Origin of the sequence: Plantactinospora sp. CA-290183 (assembly GCF_050936375.1) — a bacterium.
Lineage (GTDB): Bacteria > Actinomycetota > Actinomycetes > Mycobacteriales > Micromonosporaceae > Plantactinospora.
The window spans coordinates 169,978-182,346 of record NZ_JBNJMX010000007.1 but is presented as its reverse complement, the minus strand read 5'-3'; the positions used below and the strand labels follow the sequence as shown (position 1 = coordinate 182,346).

Annotated in this window: 11 protein-coding genes and 1 tRNA gene; 9 read left to right on the top strand and 3 right to left on the bottom strand. The window is 72.6% G+C overall.

The window, feature by feature from the left end; all coding sequences use genetic code 11:
• Positions 1–7: 7 nt before the first annotated feature.
• From ACQEUR_RS15405 to ACQEUR_RS15370, 8 genes are all read left to right on the top strand, one after another.
• Positions 8–79, top strand: a tRNA-Gln gene (locus ACQEUR_RS15405).
• A 135-nt stretch (positions 80–214) separates the two neighbouring features.
• Complete coding sequence (glmU, locus tag ACQEUR_RS15400; RefSeq protein WP_433030836.1) at positions 215–1,729, top strand: bifunctional UDP-N-acetylglucosamine diphosphorylase/glucosamine-1-phosphate N-acetyltransferase GlmU; 1,515 nt, start codon at positions 215–217, stop codon at positions 1,727–1,729.
• 51 nt (positions 1,730–1,780) lie between these two features.
• Entirely contained in the window at positions 1,781–2,761 is a 981-nt protein-coding gene (locus ACQEUR_RS15395; protein ID WP_433030833.1) for a ribose-phosphate diphosphokinase, read from the top strand.
• 361 nt (positions 2,762–3,122) lie between these two features.
• The gene (locus ACQEUR_RS15390) at positions 3,123–3,782 is read left to right on the top strand and encodes a 50S ribosomal protein L25/general stress protein Ctc (protein WP_433030830.1); all 660 of its coding nucleotides are present in this window, start codon (positions 3,123–3,125) and stop codon (positions 3,780–3,782) included.
• Positions 3,783–3,901: 119 nt separating this feature from the next.
• A complete protein-coding gene (gene pth / locus ACQEUR_RS15385; RefSeq protein ID WP_433030827.1) occupies positions 3,902–4,492 on the top strand; it encodes an aminoacyl-tRNA hydrolase in 591 nt (196 codons plus the stop codon).
• A 131-nt stretch (positions 4,493–4,623) separates the two neighbouring features.
• Complete coding sequence (locus ACQEUR_RS15380) at positions 4,624–5,469, top strand: inositol monophosphatase family protein (protein WP_433030824.1); 846 nt, start codon at positions 4,624–4,626, stop codon at positions 5,467–5,469.
• A gap of 151 nt (positions 5,470–5,620) precedes the next feature.
• Positions 5,621–6,532 carry a sulfate adenylyltransferase subunit CysD gene (gene cysD / locus ACQEUR_RS15375; protein ID WP_433030821.1) on the top strand — a complete coding sequence of 304 codons (912 nt, stop codon included), beginning with the start codon at positions 5,621–5,623 and terminating at the stop codon, positions 6,530–6,532.
• Entirely contained in the window at positions 6,532–7,821 is a 1,290-nt protein-coding gene (locus ACQEUR_RS15370; RefSeq protein WP_433030818.1) for a sulfate adenylyltransferase subunit 1, read from the top strand. Before cysD ends, ACQEUR_RS15370 begins: the two co-directional genes overlap by 1 nt.
• A 7-nt stretch (positions 7,822–7,828) precedes the next feature.
• Here ACQEUR_RS15370 and ACQEUR_RS15365 read toward each other — a convergent pair whose 3' ends face one another.
• The 3 genes from ACQEUR_RS15365 to galE are packed head-to-tail and all read right to left on the bottom strand — an operon-like array spanning position 7,829 to position 11,093.
• Positions 7,829–8,878 carry a hypothetical protein gene (locus ACQEUR_RS15365; RefSeq protein WP_433030815.1) on the bottom strand — a complete coding sequence of 350 codons (1,050 nt, stop codon included), beginning with the start codon at positions 8,876–8,878 and terminating at the stop codon, positions 7,829–7,831.
• Positions 8,879–8,931: 53 nt separating this feature from the next.
• A complete protein-coding gene (gene galK, locus ACQEUR_RS15360; RefSeq protein WP_433030812.1) occupies positions 8,932–10,110 on the bottom strand; it encodes a galactokinase in 1,179 nt (392 codons plus the stop codon).
• Complete coding sequence (galE, locus tag ACQEUR_RS15355) at positions 10,107–11,093, bottom strand: UDP-glucose 4-epimerase GalE (protein WP_433030809.1); 987 nt, start codon at positions 11,091–11,093, stop codon at positions 10,107–10,109. The genes galK and galE overlap by 4 nt, the downstream gene beginning before the upstream one ends.
• Positions 11,094–11,302: 209 nt before the next feature.
• On the opposite strand from galE, the gene ACQEUR_RS15350 reads away from it, so the two are divergent.
• Complete coding sequence (locus ACQEUR_RS15350; RefSeq protein ID WP_433031043.1) at positions 11,303–12,334, top strand: hemolysin family protein; 1,032 nt, start codon at positions 11,303–11,305, stop codon at positions 12,332–12,334.
• Positions 12,335–12,369: the final 35 nt, after the last annotated feature.

The window sequence follows — 12,369 nt, the reverse complement described above, 5'->3', positions numbered from 1 at the left end:
CACACCTTCGGCCGTGGTGTAATTGGCAACACCCAAGATTTTGGTTCTTGTGTTCCAGGTTCGAGTCCTGGCGGCCGAGCTCCAGCTCAGGCCGGATGTGGATACCATTCGAGGCCGCTTGTGGGCCCATCCGGGGGATAACCGGCGAACCCTGCCGGACCCCCTGGTTAGCATGGGGCCGCACACTGCCGGCCGTCCTGACGGGAGCAATTCCGTGTCCCAGTCCCGCCACCGCACCGTCGTCGTCCTCGCCGCCGGTGAGGGCAAGCGGATGAAGTCGGCGTTACCCAAAGTGCTGCACCCGCTACTCGGGCGTACTCTGCTGGGTCATGTCCTGGCCGCCGCCACGCCGCTGGAGCCCGACCGCACCCTGGTCGTCGTCGGCCACGGCGCCGACCGGGTGACCGCCCACCTGACCGAGATCGCCGCCGGTGCGGAGCCCGTGCTCCAGGCCGAGCAGCTCGGCACCGGGCACGCCGTCCGGATCGCGCTCGAGACGGCGCCGGACGCCGCCGGCACCGTGGTCGTGCTCAACGGCGACGTGCCGCTGCTGCGGCCGGAGACGGTGGCCGCGCTGGTGGCCACGCACGAGGCGGCCGGCGCGGCGGCCACCGTGCTGGCCGCCGAGGTCGCCGACCCGACCGGTCTGGGCCGGATCGTCCGGGGGGTCGACGGCGGCCTGGAGCAGATCGTGGAGGAGCGGGACGCGAGCGCCGAGCAGCGTGCGCTCCGGGAGATCAACGCCGGCATCTACGCCTTCGACGGCGCGCTGCTGCGCGCCGCCCTCGGCAAGATCTCCACCGACAACGACCAGGGCGAGGAGTACCTGACGGACGTCTTCGGCCTGCTCGTCGCGGCCGGTGAGACGGTGGCGGTGCACGTGGCGCCGGACGCCACCGAGACGCTCGGCTGCAACGACCGGGTGGAGCTGGCCGGACTGCGCGGCATGCTGCGCGACCGGATCAACGAGGGCTGGATGCGGTCCGGGGTGAGCCTGCTCGACCCGGCGACGACCTGGATCGACGTGACGGTCCGGCTGGACCGGGACGCGGTGGTGGACCAGAACACCCAGCTGCTGGGCGCCACGGTCGTCGGCACCGGCGCGACCGTGGGGCCGGACACGACCCTGGTCGACACCACCGTCGGGGAGGGTGCGACCGTGCTGCGCGCGCACGCCGTGGGCGCCCGGATCGGCGCGCGGGCCAGCGTCGGCCCGTACGCGTACCTGCGGCCGGAGGCCAACCTGCTGGAACGGGCGAAAATCGGCACCTTCGTCGAGGTGAAGAAGTCCGAGATCGGTGAGGGGGCCAAGGTGCCCCACCTCAGCTATGTGGGTGACGCGACCATCGGCGCGCGGGCCAACATCGGCGCCGCCACGATCTTCGTCAACTACGACGGTGTCAACAAGCACCACACCACGGTCGGCGAGGCGGCGTTCGTCGGCTGCGACACCAGCCTCGTCGGGCCGGTCGAGGTGGGCGCCGGGGCGTACATCGCGGCCGGCAGCGCGATCACCAGCGACGTGCCGCCGGGCGCGCTCGGCGTGACCCGCGCGGAGCAGCGCAACATCGAGGGCTGGGTCGAGCGCCGGCGCCCCGGTACCCGGTCGGCGGCAGCGGCGGAGCGTGCCCGACAGGCCCTGGCCGGCGCAAGCGAAGGTGAGGCACTGCACGAGGCGAGCGATGGGAGTGGCCCCGGTCCGACGCCGAGAGATACTGCAACCGAATAGTCTCTGGCCCAACACCGGGTGACCCACCGACAAACGGGAGCAGACGAGCCGATGGGCAGCATCGTCGCCGAAAATCGCAAGAGTCTGATGCTCTTCTCCGGGAGGGGTTTCCCGGAGCTGGCAACGGAGATCGGTGAGGTGCTCGGTGTCGCGCCGACCCCCACCGACTCGTACGACTTCGCCAACGGGGAGATCTTCGTACGGTTCAAGGACTCGGTGCGTGGTTCGGACGCCTTCGTGGTGCAGTCCGTGACGCACGGCGTCAACAAGTGGGTCATGGAGACCCTGATCATGGTCGACGCGTTGAAGCGCGGCTCGGCCAAGCGGATCACCGTCGTCCTGCCCTTCTACCCCTACTCCCGACAGGACAAGAAGCACCGGGGCCGGGAGCCGATCTCCGCCCGGCTGGTCGCCGACCTGCTCAAGACGGCGGGCGCGAACCGGATCCTCACCGTCGACCTGCACACCGCGCAGATCCAGGGCTTCTTCGACGGTCCGGTGGACCACCTCTTCGCGATGGACATCCTGGCCGAGTACGTGCAGCGCAAGTACGCGGGCCGACCGATCACGGTGGTGGCACCGGACTCCGGTCGGGTACGCGTCGCGGAGCGCTGGACGGACCGGCTGGGCGGCTGCCCCCTGGCCTTCATCCACAAGACCCGGGATCCGATGAAGCCGAACCAGGTGGTGGCCAACCGGGTGGTCGGCGACGTCGAGGGCCGGGTCTGCCTGATCGTCGACGACATGATCGACACCGGTGGCACCATCTGCAAGGCGGCCGAGATCCTGCACGACTCGAAGGCGGCGGACGTCGTGGTCGCCTCGACCCACGCCCTGCTGTCCGACCCGGCGACCGAGCGCCTGAAGAACAGCCGGATCAGCGAGGTGGTGGTGACCAACACGCTGCCGCTGCCGCCGGAGAAGCAGCTCGACAAGCTGACGGTGCTGTCGATCGCCCCGCTGCTGGCCCGCGCCATCCGCGAGGTGTTCGACGACGGGTCGGTGACCACGCTCTTCGGTGGTCTGAGCTGACGACTGCGGACGGGTGGACCGGGCTGCCGCCCGGCCCGCCCCGCGCGGGCGGCGACCGCCGCGACCGGCCCGGTTCGACCGCGGCGACGCCGACCGGCCGGGAGGGCGGCTGCGGCTCCCCGCCCGGTCCGACGGGTGGGCCGGGGACCGGCTGAGTGCCGCTACGGGGCTCGGGTAGACTGGTGCGGTTGCCACGGCGAGGGTGCCCTGCGGACCGCTGAGCAAGCGCCGCACGGATGCACCGTCATCGACGCGGTGCTCCGGGCAGTGTTCTGACGCAAGCGCCCCAGCGAGCCCCTCGCCCCAGCACCGCCAACGCCAGCCGACGTAGCGCCGCAGTGACCGTATCAGGAGTTTTCCCGTGTCCGAGGTAAAGATCAGCGCCGAGCCCCGCACCGAGTTCGGCAAGGGTGGTGCCCGTCGTACCCGCCGGGCCGGAAAGGTGCCCGCCGTGCTGTACGGCCACGGCGAGGCGCCCAAGCACATCGCGCTACCCGCGCGAGAGTTCGCCGCCGCCATCCGGCACGGCGGGGCCAACCAGCTGTTCACCATCGAGATCAGCGACGGCACCCAGGCCCTCGCACTGCCCAAGGCGATCCAGCGTGATCCGATCAAGGACACCCTGGAGCACATCGACCTGCTGCTGGTCCGGCGGGGCGAGAAGGTCACCGTCGACATCCCGGTGCACCTGACCGGCGAGCCGGCGCGCGACACGCTGGTGATGAACGAGCAGAACACGCTCTCGGTGAGCGCGGACGCCACCCGGCTGCCGGACAGCCTGGAGCACTCGATCGAGGGCCTGTCGGCCGGCTCCCAGGTGACCGCCGCGGACGTGCGGCTGCCGGAGGGCGTCGAGCTGGTCGCCGACCCCGAGTCGGTCCTCGTCGTCATCGCCGCGTCGCCGACCGCCGAGCAGATGGCCGCGGAGGGTGGCGAGGAGCCCACCGCCGAGGCCGAGGAGGGCGCCGAGGCCGAGGAGGGCGCCGAGGGCGCACCGGCACCGGCTTCCGCCGAGGCCTGACCGAACGCGTGTGACAGGCGCTCCCGAACGCTTCGGGGGCGCCTGTTTCCGTCCGGGGGCGGGTCTTCCGGGCAGGGCCGGGTAGGTGCTTGCGGCAAGGCGGCAACAGGGAGACAGGCGTGACGGAAGAGGCTCGTCCGTGGCTGGTGACCGGCCTCGGCAACCCCGGCAAGGAGTACGCCCGGCACCGGCACAACGTCGGATTCATGGTGGCCGACCTGCTCGCCGAGCGGATCGGTGCCCGGTTCGGCCGGCACCGTCGGGCGGTGGCCGAGGTCGCCGAGGGGCGGCTGGGGCTCGGGGGTCCCCGACTGGTGCTGGCCAAGCCGCTCACCTACATGAACCTCTCCGGAGGCCCGGTGGCGGCGCTGGCCCAGTTCTACAAGGTGGCCCCGGCGCAGGTGATCGCGGTACACGACGAGCTGGACATCCCGTACGGACAGCTCCGGGCGAAGTGCGGCGGCGGCGAGGGCGGGCACAACGGCCTGCGGTCGATGTCGAGGTCGCTCGGCACCAAGGACTACGTGCGGGTGCGCTTCGGCATCGGGCGCCCTCCGGGCCGGCAGGATCCGGCGGACTACGTCCTCTCCGACTTCTCGGCGGTGGAGCGCAAGGAGCTGGAGTTCCTGGTGGACCGGGCGGCCGACGTGGTGGAGGCGGTCGTCACCCGGGGCCTGGAGTGGGCGCAGAACACGTACCACAGCGGATGAACGAGGTCGGTGCAACGTACCGGTGCGGTCGCACCGCCGCGCCCCACGGGCCGGTAGTCTTTCCGCCGCGGGTGAGGAGGCAGAGCAGTGGTCGTAATTGATGTGGTGGCCGACGTCGCCGGGGTGCGCTGATGGCCGCGCCGCCGGTGATCGACGGAGCGTTCGCCCGGTGGCTGGCCGATCGTGCCGGCCAGGCACTGATGGACATCCGGGCAGAGCTGGGGTACGCGGACGCGGGCGCCCTCAAGGCGGCCGGTGACAAGGTCTCGCACGAGCTGCTCCGCACCGAGCTGGCCCGCTGGCGCCCGGCGGACGCGGTGCTGTCGGAGGAGGACGAGGGTTCCCGCCTGGCCTGGGCCGCGGATGCCGAGCCGGAGGTGGCGCCGCGAATCGCCGCCGACCGGGTCTGGATCATCGACCCGCTGGACGGCACCCGGGAGTTCTCCGAGGAGGGCCGGGCGGACTGGGCGGTGCACGTGGCCCTCTGGACGCGCGGGGCGCAGACCCCGCACGGGCTGACGGCCGGGGCGATCGGGCTCCCCGCCCAGCACCGGGTGCTGGCCACGGACTATCCGCCGGCGTACCCGCCGATGACGCTCGGCGCGCCGACCGCTCCGGAGGGGGCCCGGCCGCGCGCCCGGCTCGCCGCGAGCCGCAGCCGCCCGCCGGTGTTCCTCACCGAACTCGCCGCGGAGATCGACGCCGAGCTGGTGCCGATGGGCTCGGCCGGCGCGAAGATCGCCGCGGTCATCGGCGGCGAGGTGGACGGGTACGTGCACGCCGGCGGCCAGTACGAGTGGGACTCGGCGGCACCGGTCGCTGTGGCGACGGCCACCGGGCTGCACGCTTCCCGGATCGACGGATCCGCGCTGAAATACAACCAGGGCGATCCGCGACTGCCGGATCTGGTGGTCTGCCGGAAGGATCTCGCGCCCGGGTTGCTCGCAGCGTTGCAGCGCCACATCCAGGTACCGTAGGCGTCCTGTCCTGACTTGACCGACCGGAAGGGTCTGGAACCCGTGACCGAGCAGCGAAGCGGAGCACCGGCATGAGCGAGCGCAGCGAGCGAATCGTGGGGCTCAGTGCTGGTGTGCCTCATGGCGGCGCGCAGCGGAGCGGAGCGCCGGCATGAGCCAACCGGCCGCGTACCGGGTGTCGCATCTGGACGCGTTGGAAGCCGAGAGCGTCTTCGTGATCCGCGAGGTGGTCGCCGAGCTGGAGCGGCCGGTGCTGCTCTTCTCCGGCGGCAAGGACTCCATCGTCATGCTGCGGCTGGCGGAGAAGGCGTTCGCCCCGGCCCGGATCCCGTTCCCGGTGATGCACGTCGACACCGGCCACAACTTCCCCGAGGTGCTGGACTACCGCGACCGTCGGGTCTCCGAGCTGGGGCTGCACCTGGTGGTGGCCAGCGTCCCGGAGGCGCTGGAGTCCGGGCTGGTACGCGAGGCCGGCGACGGCATGCGGAACCGGATCCAGACCCCGGTGCTGCTGGACGCCGTGGAGAAGTACCGCTTCGACGCGCTCTTCGGCGGAGCCCGCCGCGACGAGGAGAAGGCCCGGGCCAAGGAACGGGTGTTCAGCTTCCGGGACGACTTCGGCCAGTGGGATCCGAAGAACCAGCGGCCGGAACTCTGGTCCCTCTACAACGGCCGGCACCACCCCGGGGAGTCGATCCGGATCTTCCCGCTCTCCAACTGGACCGAGCTCGACGTCTGGCACTACATCGCCCGGGAGGGGCTCACCCTGCCCTCGATCTACTACGCGCACCAGCGTGAGGTGGTGGAGCGGGACGGCATGCTCTATGCCGTCAACGAGTTCATCCGGCCGCGCCCGACCGAGACGACCTTCACGGAGACGGTCCGCTACCGCACCGTCGGTGACGCCTCCTGCACGGCCGCGGTCCGCTCCGACGCGGACACCGTGCAGAAGGTGATCGACGAGGTCGCCGCGACCCGGATCACCGAGCGTGGGGCCACCCGGGGCGACGACCGGGTCAGCGAGGCGGCGATGGAAGACCGCAAGCGGGAAGGGTACTTCTGATGACGGCCACCGTGGTCCCCACCGAGACCCGCGCGATGGACCTGCTCCGGTTCGCCACGGCGGGCAGCGTCGACGACGGCAAGTCCACGCTGATCGGCCGGCTGCTCTACGACACCAAGTCCCTCTTCACCGACCAGCTCGCCGCGGTGGAGGCGGTCAGCGCGGCCCGGGGCGACGAGTACACCAACCTGGCGCTGCTCACCGACGGGCTGCGGGCCGAGCGCGAGCAGGGCATCACCATCGACGTCGCGTACCGGTACTTCGCCACCCCCCGGCGGAAGTTCATCATCGCCGACACCCCCGGGCACATCCAGTACACCCGGAACATGGTGACCGGGGCGTCCACGGCCGACCTGGCGCTGATCCTGGTCGACGCCCGCAAGGGCCTGGTCGAGCAGTCCCGCCGGCACGCGTTCCTCTGCTCCCTGCTGCGGGTGCCGCACCTGGTGCTCTGCGTCAACAAGATGGACCTGGTCGACTGGTCCCAGGAGGTCTTCGAGCGGATCGCCGACGAGTTCACCGCGTTCGCGGCCAAGCTGGAGGTGCCGGACCTGACCGTGGTGCCCATCTCGGCGCTGCACGGTGACAACATCGTCTCCCGGTCCGAGCGGACCCCCTGGTACGAGGGGTCGTCGCTGCTGCACCACCTCGAACACGTGCACATCGCCTCGGACCGCAACATGGTCGACGTACGGTTCCCGGTGCAGTACGTCATCCGGCCCCAGTCGACCACGGTCACCGACTACCGCGGCTATGCCGGACAGGTCGCCTCGGGTGTGCTCAAGGCGGGCGACGAGGTGATGGTGCTGCCGTCCGGGTTCACCAGCCGGATCGCCGGGATCGAGACCGCCGACGGGCCGGTGGAGCAGGCGTTCCCGCCCATGTCGGTGACCGTACGGCTGACCGACGAGATCGACGTCTCCCGGGGCGACCTGATCTGCCGGCCGAACAACGCCCCGGCGGTGACCCAGGACATCGAGGCGATGGTCTGCTGGATGGACGAGAGCCGGCCGCTGCGGATCGGCGCCAAGTACGCGATCAAGCACACCACCCGGTCGGCCCGGGCGGTGGTCCGCGGCCTGCACTACCGGCTCGACGTGAACTCGCTGCACCGCGACGAGTCCGCCGACGAGCTGCGGCTCAACGAGATCGGTCGGGTACGGCTGCGCAGCACCGTCCCGCTGCTCGCCGACGAGTACCGGCGCAACCGGACGACCGGTGGCTTCATCATCATCGACGAGTCGACGAACCGTACCGTCGGCGCGGGCATGATCGTCGAGACGGGCTGACCCCGGCTCAGCTGTAGCGGCGCAGGAAGTCGGCGTACCTGGTCAGGTGCTCGGGGGTGGCGAAGAGCAGTTCCAGCCCGGCGGCGGTGCCGTCGGCGGCGACCTCCAGGTGGACCTCGAACAGCCCGTCCCCGTAGCCGGTCATCGCCCCGACCAGGTCCGCGCCGCCGACGGTGACGGCACCGGCCTCCGCCGGGCTGGCCCGCACCCCGGCCATCAGCTGGAAGTGGTCGGAGTGCGGCCGGAAGTCGACCACCAGGGCGCGGGCCGGGTCGGCCTGCTGCCAGTCGGCGAGCGCGGCGGCGCGCTCGCGGGCCTGCTCGACCGGGAGGTCGTGCCAGCCGTAGGCGTCCTCGTCGCCGGCGCGGGTCAGCGGAGCCGCGTCGCTGGCCTCGGCCGCCTCCGCCGCCTCGCGGCCCCAGAACGCGACGTCGGCGAGCCCGTCCGAGGGCCGCTCGTGCTGCCAGGAGGTCAACGCGTCGGCGTCGGCGAAGACCACGCCGCCGTGGTCGACCCCGACGTAGCCGAGCAGGCGCCGGTCGACCCCCCGCCGGTCGCCGAAGGGCACCCGGAAGCCGTGCCAGTTTTCCCCGATCGGCGGGCCGAAGTCGCTCCGGGTCGCCACCACCGGCAGCCGGCGGGCCGTCGGCACCCCGCCGACCGCGACCGCCGGTACGCCGAAGACGATGAACTCCTCGCCGCCGCGGGCCACGCAGCGGCGTACCCGCTCCCGGTGCGGGACCCGCGCGACCGGTCGCAGCCGGGCGTCGAGTCCCTTGTCCCGGCAGTGCTGGTCGAACAGGGCGGTGAAGTCCGCCAGCCCGTGCTCGGGAATGTCGTAGCAGGTCACACCGGCCTGCCGGTCGAAGGAGCGGGCCGCCGCCTCGGCGTCCGGCCCGACGATCTCCAGGTCGTGCGCGCTGGCGAGCGCATCGGAGCCGGACGGCACCTCGGCGGGGGAGTCCTCACCGGACCAGAGGCTCAGGTAGCCGGCGTCGATCACGACCAGTTCGCCGGAGGGGCACGTCAACTCACCGAGAATCACCGTGTCGGACACCACGGCAGCGTACCGAGGGATCGGCCCGGGGTGCAGTGCCAGATGGGTACGCGTCAGGAGAGCCGGTGCGCGCCGGGGCCCGGCAGCACGGTGAAGCACTCCGGGGCGGTGAAGCCGCGCTCGGCGTACGCGGTGCGGACCGCGTCGCCGACCGCGTCGGCCGCCGCCGCCTCGACCAGGGCCAGTACGCAGCCGCCGAAGCCGCCGCCGGTCATCCGGGCCCCGTACGCCCCGGCGTGCAGGGCCGCCTCGACCGCGGTGTCCACCTCGGGCACGGTGATCTCGAAGTCGTCCCGCATGGAGGCGTGCGAGGCGGTGAGCAGCGGCCCGGTCTCGGCGAGCCGTCCGGCGCGGAGCAGGTCGACCGTCTCCAGCACCCGGGCGTTCTCGGTGACCACGTGCCGGACCCGGCGGCGTACCACCGGATCGTCGAGCCGGCCCAACGCGGCGTCCAGGTCGTCGGCGGTCACGTCCCGCAGCGCCGGTACCCCGAGCCGTTCGGCGGCGGACTCGCAGGCGGACCGGCGGTCGGCGTACTCCCCGGAGACGTGCCGGTGCGGGGCCCGGGAGTCGACGACCAGGACGGCGAGGCCGGCCGCGCCGAGGTCGAACGGGATGTGTTCGGTCTCCAGTGAGCGACAGTCCAGGAAGAGCGCGTGCTCGGCGCGGCAGCGGACCGAGGCGGACTGGTCCATGATGCCGGTCGGCGCCCCGACGTAGTGGTTCTCGGCCCGCTGCGCCAGCCGGGGCCGGTCGGTGACCGGCAGGTCGAGCCCGAAGAGGTCGACCAGCGCGGTGAGTACGGCCGACTCCAGCGCGGCCGAGGAGGAGAGCCCGGCGCCCAGCGGTACGTCGGAGGCGACCGCCAGCCGGGCCGGGGGCACCGGCAGTCCCGCCTCGCGCAGTGCCCACACCACCCCGGCCACGTACGCGCCCCAGCCGGTGACCCGGCGCGGTTCGGCGACCTCGGCGGCGCCGAACGAGATCTGCTCGCCGGACTGCTCGGACCAGACCGTCCACCGGGCCTCCCCGGCGTCGGCGCCGGGGAGCGGTCCGGCGGCGACCACCGTGGACTGTGGCAGGGCGAACGGCAGCACGAAGCCGTCGTTGTAGTCGGTGTGTTCGCCGATCAGGTTGACCCGGCCGGGGGCGGCCCACAGCCCGGCGGGCGGCTGCGCGTAGCGGCGGGTGAAGCCGGCGGCGGCCCGGCTCGCGACCGGTCCGCCGGTCACGACTGCTCCGCCAGGATCTGCTCCTGGTAGAAGGCCCAGGCGTCGGCGACGATGTCGGTCAGGGCGGGCCTGGCCGGCAGCCAGCCCAGCTCGGTGCGGGCCCGCTCGGAGGAGGCGACCAGGATGGCCGGGTCACCGGCCCGACGGGGGGCCGTCTCGGCCGGCACCGGCCGGCCGGTCACCTCGCGGACCGCCTCCACCACCTGGCGGTTGGAGAAGCCGTTGCCGTTGCCGAGGTTGTAGACCCGGTGCTCGCCCGGCCGGGCCGCCTCCAGCGCCAGCAGGTGGGCCCGGGCCAGGTCCTCGACGTGGATGTAGTCGCGCACGCAGGTGCCGTCGGGCGTCGGGTAGTCGTCGCCGAAGAGCTGCAACTTCTCCAGCTTTCCGGCGGCGACCCGCAGGGCCATCGGGATCAGGTGGGTCTCCGGTTCGTGCCGCTCGCCGAGCGCGGTGCCGGGCCGCAGGTAGGCCCCGGCCACGTTGAAGTAGCGCAGCGAGGTGGCGGCCAGCCCGTGTCCGGCCGCCATGGAGGTGAGCGCCATGTCGACGGCGAGCTTGGTCGCGCCGTACGTGTTGGTGGGGAGCGGGGCGGCGGTCTCCGGGATCGGCACGCTCGCCGGGTCGCCGTAGACGGCGGCGGTCGAGGAGAAGACGAACCGGGGCACCCCGGCGACCCGGGCCGCGTCGAGCAGGGCGAGGGAACCGACGGTGTTGTTCGCCCAGTAGATCTCCGGCTTGACCATCGACTCGCCGGCCGCGATCAGCGCGGCGAAGTGCATGATCCCGTCGAATCCCGCGTCCGGGGTGAGCACCGTGGCGGCGTCGTGGATCGACGTGCGGACGACCTCGGCCTCCGGGGCGAGCGCCTCGGGGTGGCCGGTGCGCAGGTCGTCCAGGACCACGACCCGGTGTCCGGCGTCGAGCAGCATCCGGGTCACGACGCTGCCGATGTAGCCGGCGCCCCCGGTCACGAGCAGTTTCACGCCTCTGCCTTCCTCCTCGTCGGCGAGCCGACGTCCGCGGGGACCGTCCGGTCTGGCGGGCAGGTCTGAGTGCGGCTCAGCATTTCACATGTTCCGCCAAAAATGAACAGAGCCGAACACTGCCCGGCCCGTCCCGCCGGCAGGGCACGGCCCGCACCGACACCCTGGGTTACCCACATGCCATGCCCGAACTGTCTACCATCTCTGACATGCGGGCCTCCGGCAGTACCGGGCCCCGGCGGCGGCCGGGGCGTACTCGAAGACAACCCGGCCCCCTGGCCCGCGCGCTGGCCCGGCTCGTGGTGCGGGCGGCGGACGCGGCCACCCGCTCGGTGACCGCGGTGCTCGGCGCGAGCCCGACGGCGGGCCGCGAGCGGATCAGCGAGCGCGAACTGCGCGACCTGGTCGCCGCGAACACGGTGCTCGACCCGGTCGAACGGCGGATCATCGACGAGGTGCTGGTGGCCGGGGCCAGCCTGGTCCGCGAGGTGATGATGCCCCGGACCGAGGTGGTCTTCCTCGCCGCCGCACTGCCGCTGACCGAGGCGGCCCGACTCGTCCGGGCCGAGACGCACACCCGCTACCCGGTGGTCGACGGCACCCACGACGACGTGGTCGGCTTCGTGCACCTGCGCGACGTGCTGCTCCGACCGGACGGCGACGCCCGCGCCACCATCGGCGAACTCACCCGCGAGGTGAAGAAGCTGCCCGGCAGCAAGCGGGTGCTCGCGGCGCTGACCGAGATGCGCCGCGAGCGGCACCACCTGGCGGTGGTGGTGGACGAGTACGGCGGCACCGCCGGCATCGTCACGCTGGAGGATCTGATCGAGGAACTGGTCGGCGAGATCCACGACGAGTACGACGTCACCCCCGACCCGGTGCCCGGAGCCCGGCCGACCGAGGTGGACGGTCGGCTCAACCTCGCCGACTTCGCCGAGCGGGTCGGCTTCGCGCTGCCACCCGGCCCGTACGAGACGGTCGGCGGGTTCGTGATGGCCGCGCTGGGCCGGTTGCCGGTCTGCGGCGACGAGGTACCCGTCCCCGGCGAGCCGACCCCGACCGGCCCGTCCGGCGGGCGTACCTCCGACGGGGTGGAGGGCCGCCCGCACGACGGCGGGTGGCTGCTGCGGGTGCTCGCCGTGGAGGGCCGGCGGGTGGCCCGGATCGGCATCGCCCCGGCCCGCCTTCCGGAACAGCGCCGCAGCGTGTCGGTGTCCCGGGCGGAGGAGCCGGGCGGCTGACCCTCCGGTACGCGGACCGCCGACCGGTACTCCGG